This window comes from Geobacter argillaceus (assembly GCF_007830735.1).
GTDB classification, from domain to species: Bacteria; Desulfobacterota; Desulfuromonadia; order Geobacterales; family DSM-12255; genus Geomobilibacter; species Geomobilibacter argillaceus.
The window spans coordinates 50834-69707 of the sequence record NZ_VLLN01000019.1 but is presented as its reverse complement, the minus strand read 5'-3'; the positions used below and the strand labels follow the sequence as shown (position 1 = coordinate 69707).

General features: G+C 55.6%; 14 protein-coding genes. All 14 read left to right on the top strand.

The annotated features are described in order from the left end of the window. The first annotated feature begins 406 nt into the window (after positions 1-406). The 14 genes from JN12_RS14605 to JN12_RS14540 all read left to right on the top strand — a co-directional run bounded on the left by JN12_RS14605 (position 407) and on the right by JN12_RS14540 (position 18853). Positions 407-1966 (top strand): benzoate-CoA ligase family protein, encoded by a 1560-nt coding sequence (locus JN12_RS14605; RefSeq protein WP_145024023.1) that lies wholly within the window; start codon positions 407-409, stop codon positions 1964-1966. Between the two features lie 216 nt (positions 1967-2182). After that, positions 2183-4219 (top strand): sigma-54-dependent Fis family transcriptional regulator, encoded by a 2037-nt coding sequence (locus tag JN12_RS14600; protein ID WP_170241933.1) that lies wholly within the window; start codon positions 2183-2185, stop codon positions 4217-4219. A 556-nt stretch (positions 4220-4775) separates the two neighbouring features. Further along, positions 4776-5978: an ABC transporter substrate-binding protein gene (locus tag JN12_RS14595; RefSeq protein ID WP_211360546.1), complete on the top strand. Its 1203-nt coding sequence runs from the start codon at positions 4776-4778 to the stop codon at positions 5976-5978. 36 nt (positions 5979-6014) lie between these two features. After that, on the top strand, positions 6015-6884 hold the full coding sequence (locus JN12_RS14590; RefSeq protein ID WP_145024019.1) for a branched-chain amino acid ABC transporter permease: 870 nt from the start codon (positions 6015-6017) through the stop codon (positions 6882-6884). Then, positions 6881-7894 carry a branched-chain amino acid ABC transporter permease gene (locus JN12_RS14585; protein WP_145024017.1) on the top strand — a complete coding sequence of 338 codons (1014 nt, stop codon included), beginning with the start codon at positions 6881-6883 and terminating at the stop codon, positions 7892-7894. Before JN12_RS14590 ends, JN12_RS14585 begins: the two co-directional genes overlap by 4 nt. Continuing rightward, complete coding sequence (locus tag JN12_RS14580; RefSeq protein ID WP_145024015.1) at positions 7891-8649, top strand: ABC transporter ATP-binding protein; 759 nt, start codon at positions 7891-7893, stop codon at positions 8647-8649. Before JN12_RS14585 ends, JN12_RS14580 begins: the two co-directional genes overlap by 4 nt. Before the next feature lies 1 nt (position 8650). Beyond that, the gene (locus tag JN12_RS14575; RefSeq protein WP_145024013.1) at positions 8651-9355 is read left to right on the top strand and encodes an ABC transporter ATP-binding protein; all 705 of its coding nucleotides are present in this window, start codon (positions 8651-8653) and stop codon (positions 9353-9355) included. 129 nt (positions 9356-9484) lie between these two features. Next, the gene (locus JN12_RS14570) at positions 9485-10294 is read left to right on the top strand and encodes a universal stress protein (RefSeq protein ID WP_145024011.1); all 810 of its coding nucleotides are present in this window, start codon (positions 9485-9487) and stop codon (positions 10292-10294) included. A gap of 24 nt (positions 10295-10318) precedes the next feature. Further along, positions 10319-11608 carry a cation:proton antiporter gene (locus JN12_RS14565; protein ID WP_145024009.1) on the top strand — a complete coding sequence of 430 codons (1290 nt, stop codon included), beginning with the start codon at positions 10319-10321 and terminating at the stop codon, positions 11606-11608. Between the two features lie 783 nt (positions 11609-12391). Beyond that, positions 12392-13465: a butyrate kinase gene (gene buk / locus JN12_RS14560; RefSeq protein ID WP_145024007.1), complete on the top strand. Its 1074-nt coding sequence runs from the start codon at positions 12392-12394 to the stop codon at positions 13463-13465. Between the two features lie 13 nt (positions 13466-13478). Beyond that, entirely contained in the window at positions 13479-14384 is a 906-nt protein-coding gene (locus JN12_RS14555) for a bifunctional enoyl-CoA hydratase/phosphate acetyltransferase (protein ID WP_246125876.1), read from the top strand. A gap of 19 nt (positions 14385-14403) precedes the next feature. Beyond that, positions 14404-16455: a molybdopterin-containing oxidoreductase family protein gene (locus JN12_RS14550; RefSeq protein ID WP_145024003.1), complete on the top strand. Its 2052-nt coding sequence runs from the start codon at positions 14404-14406 to the stop codon at positions 16453-16455. A gap of 113 nt (positions 16456-16568) precedes the next feature. Beyond that, complete coding sequence (locus JN12_RS14545; RefSeq protein WP_145024001.1) at positions 16569-16892, top strand: DUF485 domain-containing protein; 324 nt, start codon at positions 16569-16571, stop codon at positions 16890-16892. After that, on the top strand, positions 16889-18853 hold the full coding sequence (locus JN12_RS14540; RefSeq protein WP_145023999.1) for a solute symporter family protein: 1965 nt from the start codon (positions 16889-16891) through the stop codon (positions 18851-18853). Before JN12_RS14545 ends, JN12_RS14540 begins: the two co-directional genes overlap by 4 nt. Positions 18854-18874 lie beyond the last annotated feature (21 nt).

The window sequence follows — 18874 nt, the reverse complement described above, 5'->3', positions numbered from 1 at the left end:
TGACAGCCGATGGTTTGTCGGGGTAGTGTGCTGCTCTCCATGGCGGTGCCGATGTGCGGCAGCGCATCGACGATCACCGCTTCTTATCCATCGGTTGTACACTAATTGCTTCAGATCATTCTATAAGGTTTCGCACGCTTCTCAACAAAAGCCGCTGGCATCGGCACTCCCAGATTTTTACACGGCTGCTCAATATATTACATTGTCGAAAGGCTTATGGTTAATGTATAACAATGTTGTTTGAGGTTTGAAATTATTTTCTTTTATTTTTGGGTGTGTTTTTGGTGTAGCGGGTCGAACGTGTCTGTCTGTGGCTTTTGGTTTGTAATATGCATAACGATATTTTAAATTATAACATACCGGTCAACGTTTCCACGACTGTCAAAAACTACATCGGAGGTTCACCATGCCCTACAATCTCAATCTACCGGAAGCTTTCAACGCCGCTGACTTTTTCGTAGATCGCAATATTCGTGAGGGAAGGGGGGACAAGCTCGCAGTCCTCTGCGAGGAGCGGGCCTTCACCTACAGCCAGATCCAGGAAGGGGTGAACCGTTTCGGAAATGCTTTGCACTCACTGGATGTCAGGATGGAGGAACGGGTAGCCCTTCTCCTCCTGGATACCGAGGTATATCCCCAGGCCTTTTTCGGGGCGATCAAGATAGGGGCTGTCCCGGTCTGTCTGAACACCATGAATCGTTCCAAGGATTTTGAGTTCTACCTCAACGACTGCCGTGCCCGTGTCCTTGTTGTCGATTCACTCCTCCTCGAACAAATTGAGCCCATTCGTGGCAACCTCAGGTTCCTCAAGCACATTATCGTTGCCAACGGGCCTGCCCCGGCCGGCGATCTGAGCCTGAATGAGCTGACCGGTTCGCAACCCACCACCCTTGAAACCGCTCCCACCTGCCGTGATGATGCCTGCTTCTGGCTGTACAGTTCCGGCTCCACCGGTTCTCCCAAAGGTACGGTCCATCTTCAACACGACATGGTGTATGCCGCCAAGACCTATGGGGCTAAGATTCTTGACATCAAAGAGGACGACATCTGTTTCTCCGCAGCCAAGCTGTTTTTTGCCTACGGCCTCGGCAACGGCATCTACTTCCCCTTCTGTGTAGGGGCCACGGCTGTCTATCTGCCGCAACGACCGACACCGTCACAGGTCTTTGAGACGGTGCTGCGCCACCGGCCAACCCTTTACTTCGGTGTACCCACGCTCTACGGACAGATGCTTGAGGAAGAAGGGGCCATGGACGGGGTGAGATTGTGCGTTTCAGCGGGCGAAGCCCTGCCGGCGCCCTACCTGCATCGCTGGAAAGAGCGCTTTCAACTGGACATCCTCGATGGTATCGGCTCCACCGAGATGGCCCATATTTTCATCTCCAACAGGCCGGGTGAGATCGTTGCCGGCAGTTCCGGCAAGGCGGTGCCCGGTTACGAAGCCCGCATCGTTGGCGAGGATATGCACGATCTGCCGGTGGGTGAGATCGGCACGCTGCTGGTCAAGGGTGACAGCGCCGCGGCCCTGTATTGGAACAAGCACGAAAAAACCAGGCAGACCATGATGGGCCACTGGATAAATACCGGTGACAAGTATTTCTGCGACGAGCAGGGCAATTTTTACTGCGCCGGGCGTTCCGACGACATGCTCAAGGTGGGGGGGATCTGGGTGTCGCCCAACGAAGTGGAATCCTGCCTGATAGAACACCCTGCTGTCCTCGAATGCGCGGTTATCGGGGCTCCTGATGAAGACGACCTTGTCAAGCCGATGGCGTTTGTTGTCCTCAACAAGCAGCATTCGGCATCTGAAGAGATGGAAAATGTACTGAAGGACTATGTGAAGGGCCAGCTGGCGCTCTACAAGTATCCCCGTTGGATACGGTTTCTTGACGAGCTGCCCAAGACCCCGACCGGAAAGATCAAGCGTTTCGAGTTGCGCAATCTGATCATGCAGGAAGCTGCCTGACCGCACGGCGTTTCATGCCACGGTCGGCAGATGAGGCGGGCATGGCGCACCAGGCCGGACGCCCGAAGCTGAAAAAATGCCCTTTATCGTCTATTTTCAGACAGGTAAAGGGCATTTTTGTGTTACTGTAACGTGGTGTTTCTCATGGAGTTCCCGGATCAGTCCGGGAGCTGGATAATCAGGCAGCTGGTTACTTGTTGCAAGGGGAGATGGTTAATGCTGGTTACTGAAATCATGATTTCCACCTCAATTCAGATGTGCCCTCACGACAGCATACGTAAGGCTTTGGAGTTGTTCAAAAGTTCCAAGCTGAACGGCGTGCCTGTCGTCGATGGGACCGGGAAACTGATCGGCTTTTTCAGCCGCACCAATCTGCTTGATTGCCTGTTGAACGATATCAGTCTCGATACGGCCATTGACAACTACTACATCAGGGATGTGGTGTACCTGCGTGAAGACAAGTCCTATGATACGTTGGAAGAAATATCCCATTGGCTGCAAACGTGCCAGGTCGGACAGACCGTTGTCGTCAATATGGACCATGAACCTATCGGCTTTCTTACCCAGGCGAGTACGGTCATTGATCTTCTTGATCGTACCGAGTATCTGTACAAAGAACTGTCCGGCGTGATTGAAAATGTACCGGCTGGTATCCTGGCGACTAACGATGCCGGGTTTATCACCCTGGCAAATCAATACGCCAAGGACATCCTGCAGGATATTCGGACGGGGAAATACATTGGCGAGTATCTTTGTGACTTGAAAGGTAATTTTACCCCCGTTACCAATGGCAACTGGATTGCCCCCCGCAAGATCGAGCATAAGTCCCTGAAGTTGATTGCCACGGCAGTACCGATATATAAAAACAACAGGGTCAAGGGGGTCATTTTCGTTATCCAGGATCTGACCGATGTCGAGGGAGTTGCCCATGAGCTGGGGGCCGTAAAAGAGCTTAAAATGACCTTGGAGACAGTGTTGGAGGTGGCCTACGAAGGGGTGGCCGTCCTGGATGAGCAGGGTCAGATCACGTTGGCCAATGCACGCTTCTGCGCTAAGGTGGGAGCGGCAAGGGATCAGATTATCGGCCAGAACATAAGCAGATTCATCCCCATGACGGATAACAATCTGGTGTTGAAGGTGCTGGAAATCAATGGCAAACCATGCGTCATCTCTTCGTTGCCCATTACCAAGGAAGGCAATGTCAAGGGGGTCGTGATAAAGATTTACGAGGACCTGGATCAACTGGCCGATGTGATGCAGCAGCTGAACCGGCTGAACATGCAACTGGATTATTACAAGGACGAACTGTACAAGGTCAACGGCACCAGTTACACCATCAGCAGTATCGTGTGCAACAACGACCTTATCGCAAACATCAAATCTCGGATTATCCAGGTTGCGCGAAGCAACTCCACAGTGCTCATCACCGGGGAAAGCGGTACCGGCAAAGAGCTGTTCGCGCACTCCATCCACAATGCGTCCAATCGGCGCAAGGAACCGTTCATCAAAGTCAACTGTTCGGCCATTCCGGCCGAGCTTGCCGAAGCCGAGCTGTTCGGGTATGAGGATGGCGCTTTTACCGGCGCGCGTAAGCAGGGCAAGCCGGGCAAGTTTGAGCTGGCTGGTGGCGGCACAATTTTTCTCGACGAAATAGGCGACATGCCACTGTTGCTTCAGGGCAAACTGTTGCGGGTGATTCAGGAAAAAGAGGTCGAGAGAGTCGGCGATGTCAAGACGCGTAAGGTCGATGTGAGGATCATTGCCGCGACGAACCGGGATCTGAAGCGTCTTGTGGCCGAAGGCAAGTTCAGGGAGGACCTTTATTTCAGGATAAACGTCATCGAGTTCAAAATCCCTTCTCTGCGTGAACGGAAGCAGGATATTCCGGTTCTTGCCGATCATTTCATACGAAAATACAACAGCCTGTTTACCAAGCGGGTCAGTGGCATCACGGATGCCGCTTTGGAGGCATTGGTCCAGTATGACTGGCCGGGCAACATCAGGGAGTTGGAAAATATTATCGAAAGAATGTTGAATTATGTCGAGAGTGGCCTGATTGATCTTCGTGATGTGCCTGAGGAGATCAGGCTGCCGGAGAAGGTTGCCATGAAAGCGGGCAGGAGTTTGGCCGATATCGAACAGGAGGCTATCCAGGCCGTCCTGGCAGAAGCTCAGGGGAACAAATCCAAGGCCGCGAGGTTGTTGGGAATCAGCAGGTCGAAACTGTATGAAAAGCTTTCGCAGGGCCAGTAGTTCGTTGGCGTTGTAATAGGATCAGTACCGGTTGGATTGTTCAAGCCCCTGGCTTTTCGTTGCCAGGGGCTTTTTGCGTTCGGTTGTATGGAAAACATACGACTGTTTGTATTCAGGACAGCACTGCTGAGTTGCCGGAAGGGTGCTGTGTGGTAGGATTTCATGATCCCGATCCAAGTTGCTATGATGTTGGCGTATTCTGCCCGGTCCCCGTGCCGTTCAATTGGCTTCTGTGGTCGGTATGGCTGGTACTGAAATTGCAAAGTCTGTGATTCGGAAAACAGTGTTATTTGATAATCAAGTCAAGTATCATAAATGGCTGGAATGTGGCGTTGGCTTGTTTCTGGCGCAGTTGGTCAGTTTGTCTCAGTTTTTTGAGTTGTGGAGCAGGTGTGGTGATGGAGTGTTGTAAGTCGTGGTAATGTATTGTCGGTAAATTTTAAAACAACGTACCAGTACTGGCTTTACAGGAAAGGTGTAAAATGGTACAAGAATACTACGTGGACCAATTGTGGTTCAACTAGGGGCGGAGTTTTACTTCTAAAGGAGGCTCAGGATGGAAAAACAGAGACACAATTTGTTGACGATTGTTCATGGTGTTGCGGTTTTTCTCATGGTGATGTGCGGAATAGTTGCACTTGCAACCGACCAGGCCTATGCCGCGGGGGACACGATCAAGGTCGGGATCATTACCGAGATGACCGGTACTTTCGCTGATTTCGGGCGGCATATTGTCGGCGGCGCCAAAGCGTACATGAAGGTGCATGGCGATACGGTCGCGGGGAAGAAGGTCGAGCTTATCATCCGGGATACTACCGGCCCTGTGCCCGATGTTGCAAAACGACTTGCGCAGGAACTGATAGTCAAGGACAAAGTCGACTTCATTGCCGGCCTCGGCTTCACTCCAAATGCGCTTGCAATAGCACCGCTCGTGACCGAAGCGAAAAAACCGACCATCATCATGAACGCGGCGACCTCGATAATAACGACCAAGTCGCCCTACTTCGCCAGGGTGTCGATGACGCTGCCCCAGGTCACCGAGCCGATGGCGCAGTGGGCGTTCAAGAAAGGCTATCGCAAGATATATACGCTTGTCGCCGACTACGGCCCGGGCCACGACGCTGAAGCTGCCTTTAAGAAGGCATTCACGAAAATGGGTGGCGAGGTGGTCGGCGAGTCACGTGTGCCGTTGAAGAGCCCGGAGTTCGGCCCCTACGTGCAGCGCATTAAGGACGCCAAGCCGCAGGCGGTGTTCGCGTTCGTAATGCCCGGCGAGATGGCTGTTGCTTTCATGAAGACCTACAACGAGCGTGGTCTGGCCAAGTCGGGCATTAAGCTGCTTTCAACCGGTGACGTGATGGACGACGCGGTGCAGGATGCGCTGGGAGATCACGCGCTGGGCGTGATATCGTCACATCAATACTCCGTAGCCCACAAGTCTCCGGAAAATAAGAATTTTCTTGCGGCCTACAGCAAGTTTGACCCCCAGCGACCGAACTTCATGGCAGTTGGTGGCTATGACGGTATGGCGGCGATCTATAATGTGATCAAACAGTTGAACGGTAAAATAGATGGCGACAAGGCGATGGCCGTACTCAAAGGGATGAAGCTGAACAGCCCTCGTGGCCCGATCCAGATAGACGCTGCTACCAGGGACGTTGTTCAGAACATCTATATCCGCGAAGTAAAGAAGGTGGACGGCCATTATTACAACGTCGAGTTCGAGACATTTAACGCGGTGAAGGATCCGGGCAAATGATAGTTATCTCCACCAACGTGGATCAAAGGTCAAACTATGCTTAGTTTACTCGGAGTCCTTTTCGACGGTTTGGCCTACGGTGCCTTGCTGTTCGTGATCTCTGTCGGACTGTCAATTACGCTTGGCCTGATGGGATTCAACAATCTTGCCCATGGCGCGTTTGCAATGGCCGGTGGGTATCTGTTGGTAACGTTGATGTCAAAGGCCGGAATCGGTTTTCTTCCGGCTCTGCCCATCGTGTTCTGCATTGTTGCGGTGGGGAGTCTTGTTCTCGAACGGACTCTCTACCGGCAGCTTTACAAGAGCACGCCGCTCGATCAGGTGCTGTTGTCGGTCGGCATCATTTTCGTCGCCACCGCCGGGACGACATTTTTGTGGGGACCGGGGCAGCAGCCGGTGGTTATCCCTGAGTGGCTGAGCGGTCAGTATAGCGTACTGGGACTCGATCTGTCGCGGTATCGGCTGTTCCTGATGGCGATTGTTGCAGGGATCACGCTTGCACTGGTATTTGGTCTTGAACGCACCCGTTTCGGGGCCAGGATTCGCGCTTCGGTCGACAATCAGCGGACAGCCGAGTCGATGGGTATCCGGGTCGAACGGGTATTCCAGATGACGTTTGCGCTCGGCAGCGGCCTTGCCGGCTTGGGAGGAGCGCTGGGCGTGGACGTGCTCGGGTTGGACCCTAACTTTGCAATCAAATATCTCGTGTACTTTCTACTTGTTGTGGTGGTTGGCGGTCCCGGATCGGTGTTCGGCACCTTGCTGGCGGCATTGCTTCTCGGTGTTGCCGACATCGCAGGGAAATATTATGTGCCGCAACTCGGCGCATTTATCATCTATGCAGCGATGATCTTCCTGTTGTTATTGTTCCCCCATGGGCTCCTGGGGCGGAGGAAGTCGAAATGAGTGATACTTTGGCCCGGGATTCGCGTCACCTCTCTTTTCTGCGGGCGCGCGAACGCTGGAAACCGGCGGAGATTGCGTTCTGGCTCGCATTGGTCGGCGTCTATTTCGTTTTTCCGACCAGCTTGATATTTGCCTCCCAGATTCTGATCACCGGCCTGTTCGCCCTGTCGCTCGACATGATTCTCGGCTACGCCGGAATAGTCACGCTCGGCCATGCCGCGTTCTTCGGCATTGGCGCCTATACGGCAGGCTTGATGGCGGCGCACGGTTGGCACGAGCCGCTTTCGGGGCTGCTGGTGGCCGGCCTCGCCGCCGGTATTGCCGGCTACCTCAGCAGTTTCCTCTTGTCGCGAGGCGGCGGTGACTTGACCCGTCTCATGATTACTCTGGGCATCGGCCTGCTGCTTTTCGAGGTAGCGAATAGCGCGACGGAATACACGGGGGGCGTGGACGGACTGCAGGGTGTTGAAGTCGGCAAGTTGTTCGGCGTTTTTGGGTTCGATCTCTACGGTAAAACGGCCTATGCCTATGTACTGGGCATAGCTTTTCTGTTGTTTGCCTTCACGCGCAGCATGATGCATTCGCCCTATGGGCTTGCCCTGCGCAGCATGCGAGAGAATCAGACCCGTGCGCTTGCCATCGGGATTCCGATCAGTGCCTGCCTGACCAACATCTACACTATCGCGGCGGTAATCGCGGGGATCGCCGGCGCATTGCTGACGCAGACAACGCAGTTTGTCGGCATCGATGTCCTCAGCTTCCAGCGTTCGGCAGACTTGCTGATAATACTGATTATCGGCGGTACGGCAACGTTGTACGGCGGTTTTGTCGGCGCAGCGGTATTCATGCTGGCGCAGGACCGTCTTTCCAATCTCAATCCACAGTACTGGCTGTTTTGGCTCGGTATCATACTCATCGTCATGACACTCTATCTGCGCGGCGGGATGCTCGGTGGACTGAGCCGACTGGCGGATCTGTACAGACACTGGCGCAACAAGGAGCGTCCATGAACGCCATTCTTCAGACTCGTGACCTTTGGAAGGCCTTCGGTGGACTCATCGTTACGAAGGACGTCAACCTGTCGCTTGCGCCAGGTGCGCGGCATGCGCTGATCGGTCCGAATGGCGCCGGCAAGACCACCCTGATCAACCAGCTTACCGGCGTGCTGCGTCCTTCGAGCGGTTCGGTATGGCTCGACGGTGCGGATATCACACGGATTCCGCCAAATGAGCGGGTTTATCGCGGCTTGTCGCGAACATTTCAGATCAATACGTTGTTCCCACGGCTGACTCCTCTGGAGGCGGTGACAAACACAATTTGTGTCCGGGAGCGCAAGCGGTTGAACATATTGAAACGGAGATTTTTCGGGGTATCGCGGTGCAGTAAGTTGATAGACGAGGCCTATGCGTTGCTTGAGCAACTCAATCTTGCCCAGGATTGTCTGGTCGAAACTCACACGCTGGCCTACGGTAAACAGCGTCTGCTCGAAATGGCGCTGGCGCTGGCGACCAGACCGAAGGTGCTCCTGCTGGATGAGCCGGCAGCAGGCGTGCCGGAGGGAGAGAGCGATGAATTGTTCGAGGTGTTGAACACATTGCCGAAGGAGATCAGCATCCTTTTGATCGAGCATGACATGAACCTTGTGTTTAATTTTGCCGATCGCATCACGGTACTGGTCAACGGAGAGGAACTGGTCACGGGGACGCCGTCTGAAATTGCCGACGATCCGAGGGTACGCGAAGTGTATCTGGGAAAGGGGCACTGAGATGCTGACGCTTGAACATGTGTACGCCGGATACGGTGAGGCGATTGTTATCGATGACTGTTCGCTGACGATGGCTGAGGGCGAAAGCATTGCGCTGCTTGGTCGTAACGGCGTCGGCAAGAGTTCGCTGTTGTTGACGGTCATGGGGCATACCAAGGTGCATCGTGGTTCGATACGCTGGTGTGGGCAGGACCTTGTGAAAGTGCCTCAGCATGCTCGCGCACGCGCTGGTCTCGGCTGGGTACCGCAGGAGCGTGAAATATTCAAGTCGCTGACTGTCGAGGAAAACCTGACGGTAACCGCTTTGCCCGGAAAGTGGGACCTGAAATCGATCTATGCACTGTTCCCGCGTCTTCAGGAACGACGCAGAAACTTCGGTAATCAGTTGTCGGGCGGTGAGCAGCAGATGCTTGCGATTGGGCGTGCCCTGATGCTTAACCCGAAAGTGTTACTGCTTGACGAACCGTTGGAAGGACTTGCGCCGGTGATCGCCGACGAACTCTGCATTTCAATTCAACGCATGATCCGCGACGAAGGGCAGTCCCTGATTTTGGTCGAACAGCACGTTGAACAGGCTTTGTGCTTGACGCATCGAGCCATAGTGCTGGAACGCGGCCGCGTAGTGCATAACGCCCAATGCTCCGACCTGCTTGGCAATCTCTCTGTTCTGGAAAAATGGGTCGGCGTACGCGTTGCGCATCCGTAACTCCCATTACAGGAAGTTACCGGCCACTTTTCCGGCAACTGCAGGTGGTGGCCAATAATCTTAGCTGGCTCCGCGTAGATTCAGTGGTAAGATTCCGTTCCGCGGTTACTGAAAGCCTGGGAGGCTCTCATGAAGTTCAAAGATATTCTCGTTCATATCGATAATTCACAACAGTGCGCAAACAGGCTTGAACTTGCAATTAAACTCGCCAGGGAGCATGAGGCACATCTGACGGGACTTTACATAATTACCCATTCCCCGTACGAATCGCAAAGCATAAGGGTGAAACAGGATGAAGCGCAAGCGGAAGCGAAGTTTGTACAGAAAACAGGTGAGGCTGATATCAGCGCAGAATGGGTATCCGCTGATTGGGCACGAGTCGGTGTCGGCATGGAGGTGGTCCTCAATCACTATGCACACTCAAAAGATCTGATTATTGTTGGCCAGACAGATCCGGGCGTCCTGCCAGGGGATGTGCCTCCCGATTTGCCCCAACGGATTGTCGTGGGCGCGGGGCGACCGGTACTCGTGGTGCCGTATACGGGGACGTTCGCTACCGTTGGCAAGCGCGCAATTGTGGCTTGGAAAGCCGGACGTGCTGCAGCACGGGCAGTAAATGATGCGCTACCTTTCCTGCTGAATGCCGAAGAGGTGTCCGTGCTCACGATAAGGGATCCCGATGAACAAGGTTCCGAGGAGCGGACGGATGGCGGTATTCGTGTCAACCTGGAACGTCATGCTATCAGGGTCAAAGAAGCACATATCGTGATGAAGAACATTCCGGTTGCCAATTTATTGATGAATTATGCCTGGGAAAATTCCTGCGACCTTATTGTCATGGGCGTCTATGCCCAAATCTCCCGTGGGAAATACGATCTCGGCCCGGTAGCCAAGGATTTTTTTGATCACATGACACTGCCGGTGTTAATGTCCCATTGAAATCAGATCAAAGGCGGGATGTAGATGGAATCAACGGCCATCCATGCGGCGAAACAAATCCTTTTCATTGTTGGTATCATCCTGCTGGCCGGTTCCTTCAGCGGTATCCTGGCGCAAAAGTTCAAGGTACCTGACGTAGTTGTCTTTCTCCTTATCGGCATAGGGCTGGGTCCGGAACTGGCGGGAGTGATCGATGTCAGGGCCGATTCCACCATCAATCAGTTGATCCTCATTTTTGGCTCTTCCTATATCCTTTTCGATGGCGGGGCCGGCCTGCGGCTGAAGGTGCTGAAGGAGGTCTGGATCACCATCGTGATCATTTCCACTGTCGGTGTGCTTATAACGACAGCCATCGCCGGTCTTGCCGCTCTCCAGTTCCTCGGAATGCCGCTGATCACGGCACTGCTCCTGGGGAGTACCATCGCCTCCACCGACCCGGCGACACTGGTGCCGGTCTTCAAGCAGGTGCGGATCAAGGACCGCGTTGCCCAGACCGTCATGAGCGAATCTGCCTTCAACGATGCCATGGGCGCCATTGTTACCTTCACCATAATGGGGGTCGCCCTTGGCACCGGCGGACCCTTTTCGCTCGGCGCGGCAACATTCAGCCTGGTCAGCAACGCATTGATCGGGGTGCTGATCGGGGGCGTTCTCGGCTATGCCGCGGCATTTCTGATCGCCCATGAAAAATTCGGATTCCTCCTGGAGTATGCGCCGCTGGTCACCCTCATGGCGGTTGTCGGGGCCTACATGAGTGCGGAAAGCATGCATGCCAGCGGCTTTATGGCGGTCTTTGTCTTCGGCATCATGCTTGGCAACAAGGATACCTTTGGCTTCACGATGGAAGAGCAGGAACAGGAGAAGCTCGAAGACTTCGTGCTGACCACTTCTCTCATTATGCGCATGTTCATCTTCATCCTGCTCGGGAGCCAGGTGAACTTCGCCCTGATCGGGAAATATCTCTGGGGCGGCATTGCCCTGGTCCTGGTCTTTATGTTCATCGCCCGGCCGGTCACGGTCTTCTGTTGCGCACTCCCTGACCGTCGCACCAGATGGAGTCTGAAGGAAATGTTGTTCATGAGTTGGACCCGTGAAACCGGGGTGATCCCGGGGGCACTGGCCGGCATGCTGCTCGGGATGAAGGTGCCCGGTGGCGAGATTATCGCTTCAGTCACATTCATTACCATTCTCCTGACCATATTGATCCAGGCGACAACTACCCGCTGGCTCGCCGGCAAGTTGGGTTTATTGCTCGATGAGCCGCAGATTCCGCTCCGGAGCTTCAATGGCAATGATCTGCCCACTCCAGAGTGACAACGTCCTTATCCCATGTACGCCACCTACCGGATTTACCAAGGCCCCAGTTATTCCCGTCTTCTGGCATTGCCCCGATCCACGTTCATCCACGGCCTGTCTCCACAGGACGGGTTTGTTGAGCCCTTCCCTCAAGCCAGCGACCGGCACCCGCAAAGGGCCTGTGCAGGATTTATCCGTCATATTCATCATCAACGACGATTGCTACCTGAGTGGGGGCAGGGGAGGGGGGGCGGTTCCGACGGGATCTGATCGTCTGCGATTGTCGTGGTGAGGTGTCCGCAAATCAGACGGTTGTTTGGTTCCAGGACATGTTGTCGAAGCGATTGGGGCGTACTTCTTTCATCAAGCCCGTTGTTCCTCTCTGGTATACAGCCGATCGAAAGTTTTTGTCATGGAGGCTCGGTTGGTCTGGTGGTTACGCTATGAGGGTGGCTGACATCTGCTGAAATCAGTCAGGTAGCGATCGCAGGGAAAGGTTGTGTTGGGCCGGGTTGTCTCGCCGATCAAGCGGAACAGCTCTTTTTTGTATCGGATTGGTCAAGCAGAACAGTGTTAATTAATTGTTGAAGTGCAAACTTCGAGTAGTCGTTGTTGTTGGGCATATACCGTGCAATAAAAGGGTTATGGGTGGATCGGTATTAGAACAGTGTGCGGATGTACTTTACAAAAAGTACGCATTAAGGTACTAGTTTACCAATAGGCCCTTTTCCGGATATGAAGTACGCCTCTCAAGGCTGATGGTGTTGTTCATTGCGGAGTAATACATAAAAGGAGCCGGATATGGGAAAAGAAAAGACAATACTGGTCATTAATCTCGGATCGACCTCAACCAAGGTGAGTGTCAGCACGTCGGGGGAGATGCTGTTCACCGAATCGGTGAGCCATTCTGCGGAAGAGCTCAAGCAGTTCACGTCGATCATTGATCAGTATGACCTGAGGAAAAACACGATTCTGGGTGTCCTTTCAGGTAAGGGTATAACCCTTGATCAGCTGGACTGTATAGCCAGCCGGGGGGGGAACATGAAGCCTATTCCCGGCGGGATCTATGCCATCTGCCCCGAGATGATCGACGACATGAAGAGCGGTAAGTTCGGCCAGCATCCCAACATGTGCGGCGGCATCGTGGCGTACAACCTGGGACAGGAGCTGAATATCCCGGCCCTCACGGTCGACCCGCCCACGGTGGATGAGATGTGCATGTTCGCCCGCTATTCGGGTATTCCGCAGATAACGAGGCAGAGCAGTTTCCATGCCCTGAACCAGAAGGCAACGGCCAGAAAGATCTCCGCCAGGCTGGGAAAGGGGTACGACGAGGTCAACCTGATCGTCGTGCACCTGGGTGGGGGTATTTCGGTGGCGGCGCACAGAAACGGCAAGGTCGTGGATGTGAACAATGCTCTGGATGGCGATGGTCCCTTCTCGCCGGAGCGCGCCGGAACGCTCCCGGCCGGCGATCTGGTCAAGCTCTGCTTCAGCGGCGACTACACGAAGGAACAGGTCTACAGGCTCGTGCAGGGTGGTGGCGGGCTGGTGTCCTATCTGGGGACGACCAGCGGTCTTGAGATAGAAAAGAGGATCACCGGAGGGGATGCCGTTGCGGCAGAGGTGTTCGAAGCAATGGCCTATCAGGTCGCCAAGGAGATCGGCGCCTGTGCGGCCGTGCTGGAGGGGCGAGTGGACGCCATTGCCCTCACCGGCAGTCTTGCCTACTCGAAGCGCCTGACCGAGAGCCTGAAGGAAAAGGTCTCGTTCATCGCCCAGGTGTTGCTGGATCCGGGCGAGAACGAGATGGAGGCATTGGCCGCCGGTGCGATGCGCTACTTCAACGGTGAAGAACAGCTGTCAACATACTGAAAGGAGCATGACCATGATCAAGTCTTTTAACGAACTGATTGCCGCCGTCCAGGAAAAGCCGAAGAAAAAGGTCGCGATTGCCGCCCCCGAGGGGACTACTGTCATAGAGCTCGTCAAAAAGGCAACAGAAGAGGGTATTGCCGAATTCATTCTCGTCGGTAACGAAGAAAAGATCAAAAGCATGTGCGCCGAAGCCGGCTTTGATTCCCATTGTGTCAACATCATCAATATAACTGATCAGAAGGAAGCCGCCGAAGAGGCCGTCAGGCTCGTTGTGGCAGGTGGTGCCAACGCCATCATGAAGGGCAATCTGCCGACGGCTACCTTTATGCGGGCAATACTCGACAAACAAAAAGGGCTCAATGACAACAAGGTGATCAGTGAGATTACCATCTATGAAAAGATAGTTGACCCGGCCGGGGGAGGATTCCGCTTCCTGACCGATTGTGCCATCAACGTGCAGCCAACGCTGGATGAAAAAAAGCAAATCATCGAAAATGCGGTCGGTCTGGCGCACAAGCTCGGCAATCCACTCCCCAAGGTGGCTGTCATATCTGCAGTAGAAGTGGTGAACCCTGCCATGCCGGATACCATCGAGGCCGCAGCCCTGAGCAAAATGGCCGATCGTGGCCAGATTACCGGCTGCATCGTTGATGGCCCCTTTGCCTTTGACAACGCCATCTCGGTCGAAGCCGCTGAATACAAAAAGGTGGGGGGAGAGGTCGGAGGGCATGCAGATATCATCATGATGCCCAACCTGCTGGCGGCAAACCCGCTGCGCAAGTGCCTCGTCTACTACACCAAGCAGCGGATCGCCACCGCCCTGATGGGCGCTAAAGCGCCGGTCATCCTGACCTCCAGGACGGATTCCGCGGACACCATGCTGCTGACCATCGCCCTGGCAGCGTATATTTCCTAACACATTTAAGGAGCAGGTCATGGCATCGACACAGCAGGTTCTTACCGATTGTACCCTCTGTTATCACAGTTGCGGCACCAGGGTGACCGTCGAGGACGGCACGGCCGTCAAGGTCGAGGGGCTGGAAGGTCACCCGATCAATGACGGGCAGCTCTGTCCCAAGGGGGAGGCGGCACTCACGCATATATACTCCCCCAACAGGATCAAGACGCCGCTGAAAAAGGTCGACGGGAAGTTCGTTCCGGTCAGCTGGGAGCAGGCGCTGGATGAGATCGCCGCCAAGCTCCTCAAGCTGAAGGAGGAGTTCGGACCCAGCGTTCTCGGGGTGTTCAGCGGTTCCATCGGCGTCGAGAACCTGGAGATGGCGCAGCTGACCCAGCGGTTCAAGGCCGCCTTCGGCTCGCCGAACTTCTTTTCGGTGGAGAGCATCTGCTACCGGATGCGGATACGCACCAGGCAGATCACCTTCGGCAAGTACCCCACTGAGGAGCTCGATTCCAAGCTGTATATCCTCTGGGGCCACAACCCCGATGCCAGCGACTTTCCCCTGAAACTCGCCCTGGAACGGAACCTGGCCAAAGGGGCGAAGCTGGTGGTGATCGACCCCCGGCGGATACCGCTGGCCGATCAGGCCGACATGTACCTGAAGATCCGCCCCGGCACCGACGGCGCCATGGCCATGGCAATGATGCACGTCATCATCAAGGAAGACCTTGTCGACCACGACTTCGTCGACAAGCATACCTCCGGCTACGACAAGCTGGTGCCGCACATCGAGCCGTTCACCCCGGAATGGGCCGAGGAGATCACCTGGGTCCCGGCCGACAAGATCCGGGAGCTGGCGCGGATGTTTGCCACCACCAAGGGGGCGTCCATCTACCAGGGGACCTGCACCCAGGACCAGACCGCCGGCGGCACCCAGAACAGCCGCGCTTTTTCGGTCCTCCAGACCATCACCGGCAACATCAACGTGCCGGGCGGCTGGGTCATCAGCCCGCGTCCGCACTTCGGCAATGTCGGGCTCAACGTGGAGGGCGACCCGCTGGGGATGGACGAGTATCCGCTGTTCATCGAGGTTTGGGGCCGCAAGAGCCCGTATGGCGTCATCACCATGGTGCCGGAGGCGATTCCCGACAAGCTGAAGGCGTTTTACGTGGTGGGGGGGAACCCGCTGGTCTCCATGGCCGATTCCAACGCCTTCCGCGAATCGTTCCGGCGTCTGGACCTGCTGGTGGTGCACGACATGTTCATGACCGAGACCGCCCAGGAGGCCCACTATGTGCTGCCTGCCTGCTCGCACCTGGAAAAATGGGGCCTTGCCTATACCTACAACGTCTGCCACTGCCTGCCGTTCCTGATGCTCCGCAAGAAGGCCATCGAGCCGATCGGGGAGAGCTGGTCCGAGTGGAAGGTGTTCACCGAGCTTGCCAAGAGGCTCGGGCTGGGCGATCAGTTCCCGTGGCAGAGCGAGGAGGAGCTGATCCAGTTCGAGCTCGGACCCTCGGGCATCACCTTCGAGCAGATGCTTAACGAGCAGCCGGAAGGTCTCTACTACGGCAAAAAGAAGTACGAGGTGCGGGACGGCATCTTCGCCACCCCCACCGGCAAGATCAAGATCTACAGTTCAGCCCTGGAGCATGTCGGTGCGAACCCTCTGCCGGTCTACATCGAGCCGGAGAGGAGTCCGAAGCGCAGCAGCAAGGAGTTCCTGGAGAAATATCCGCTCATCCTCTCCACGGGCCATCGCAACTACTATTACGTGCACTCCCAGTTCCGGGGGGTAGACGCCCTGAAGGCGGAAACCCCGGACCCGGTTGCCGAGGTGGGGATGGCGACCGGCACGCAGTACGGTCTGGCCACCGGTGACGATATCATCATCGAAACCAACCGCGGCAAGGTCAGGATGAAGGTGGCGCTGGACGAGCGGGTGGCGGAAGGGTGCATCTTCGTCCCCCATGGCTGGTCAGGTGAGGCCAACGCCAACCTGCTCACCGATACCGACTGTCGGGAAGAGATCCTCGGGTATCCCGACGTGAAATCGCTCATGTGCTCGGTGAGCAAGGCCGCCTGACGCTAACGCCAGATAAGCCAATAGCCGCTGTTTCTTACGCCGTACCAGTAACCATAGATGGTGGGACCGGCCCCATGATACCGGTCCTCCCGGCAAAGATAAGGAGTAGCTTGATGTCAGAACCAGATTACGATTGGAAAAGCATCGCCAAGAATCCGAAGTTTGTCACGTTGCATCGCAAGAAGAGCCGGTTCCTTTTCGGACTCTGGGTATTCGGAGCGATTCCTTACTTTCTGCTGACCCTTGGCGCCGCTTACGCCCCGGACATCTTCAAGACGAGGCTTGTCGGCAGGATGAACCTGGGGTACCTGTTCTGCGTCGTGCAGTTTTTCGTGACAGTGGCAATCGCTGTTTACTACACGTACCGGACTAATAAGGTATTCGATCCTCTCACCAGAGAACTGTTGGAAGAACTGGAGCCGGGGAGGGGCCGATGAAGAAGATAGCATTGCTGTTTATAGTTCTGGGGGTGCTTTGCACCGTTGCCTTTGCTGCTGAACCGGCACCGAAGGTGGCAGCTCCCGGCCAGGTGACAGTAGCGTCCGTAGCAGTCTCGGCTGCTTCTACACCCTCGGCCATGCGGGGTATTCCGGCCACGGCCAGCGCCAAACCGGCTCTGCCGGCAAAGGAGCTCAAGACCAATCGGGTGTTCACCATCAGCATGTTTCTGGCGATTATCGCCACCACGGTCGTGATTCTGGTCTGGACGTCGGGCAAGACAAAGACTGCGTCCGATTACTACGCCGCCGGTGGAGGTATATCAGGCCTGCAGAACGGTTGGGCCATTGCCGGCGACACCCTGTCGGCCGCCACCTTCCTCGGGACCACCGGGCTCATCTCCCTCTTCGGCCTCGACGGGTTCATGTATGCGGCCGGTCCAACGGTCTGCTTCCTCACGATTCTCCTGATCATCGCCGAACCGTGCCGCAATGCCGGCAAATACACCTTGGGCGACATCCTGTCGTTCCGTTCGCCGTCCAAAATGGTCCGCGGTGCCGCATCGGTTTCGGCGGTGGTCCTGTCCTCGTTTTATATGCTGGTCCAGATGGTGGGTGCGGGCAAGCTGATGCAGCTTCTGCTCGGCATTCCCTACAATGTGGCCGTTGTCGGCGTCGGCATCCTGATCGTCGTCTATGTCAGCTTCGGCGGGATGAAGGCCACCACCTATGTCCAGATCATAAAGGCGGCGCTGCTGATATTCACTGCCATCATCCTGGCCGGAGCCGTACTCTGGAAGTCGGGTATGAACCCGGTCGCTCTCCTGGACAAGGTTGCGGACAACACGGCGGTTCAGGACCATGTGCGGACGCTTCTGAAGCATCCCTCGGCGGTACAGGGTTTCGACTACGGCCAGCGCTTTCTTGAAATGGGACTGTTTCTCAAGGATCCCCTTGACCAGATCTCACTCGGCATCGCCATGTTCCTCGGTGTTGCCGGCCTGCCGCACATCATGATGCGCTTTTTTACCGTGCCCAATGCCCAGGCGGCGCGCAAGAGCGTTGTCGTCGCCATGAGTCTGATCGCCATTTTCCAGTTAATGGTGACGTTCCTGGGGCTCGGCGCGGCCGTCTACGTGACGCCGCAGCATATCATGGCCATTGACAAGGGCGGCAACATGGCGGCGCTGATGATGGCCCAGTTGATCGGCGGCGGTCCGGGAACCATCGGCGGCGACCTCCTGCTGGCCTTTCTCTGTGCCGTGGCCTTTGCCACCATCATTGCGGTCGTGTCGGGGCTGGTCCTGGCTTCTTCCGCGGCCATTGCCCATGACCTGTACGTCAACATCATCAAGGATGGCAATGCCGACCAGAAGACCCAGGTAAAGGTTGCCAAAATGGCTTCGGCTGGGGTGGGGGCTATCGCGATCCTGCTGGCGATTGCCTGTGAAAAGCAGAATGTCGTAGTCCTGGCCTCGCTCGCCTTTGCCGTGGCAGCTTCCAGCAACTTCCCGGTGATCCTGCTCGCCCTGTTCTGGAAGAGGCTGAATACCGCCGGTATCGTCAGCGGGCTGATGGTCGGTGCGGCCGTCACCATCGGTCTGGTGATGGTCTCTCCAAATATGACCTACCCGAAAAAAATTGCTGCCGATGCGCAAAAAACCATTGTAACATTGGAACAAAAGCAGACTGCAGGTCTGCTGCTGTCGGAAACGGAGTTGCAGACCCTGGCCAAGGCGCGTACCGATTATGCCAGGAACAGGAACGGCACCTCCCTGGTCGGGCTCGATGCCCCACTGTTCCCGCTCAAGAACCCGGCGATCGTCTCGGTACCGTTCGGTTTCATGATCACGTTTATCGTTACTCTCGTCTTCGGCAGCCGGCGAAACGAGGAGATGTTCGACGAACTCTTCATTCGCCAGAACACGGGGCTCGGCATTGCGAAAGCGGATGTACATTAGGGCTGAACGAGTTTGCAGGAC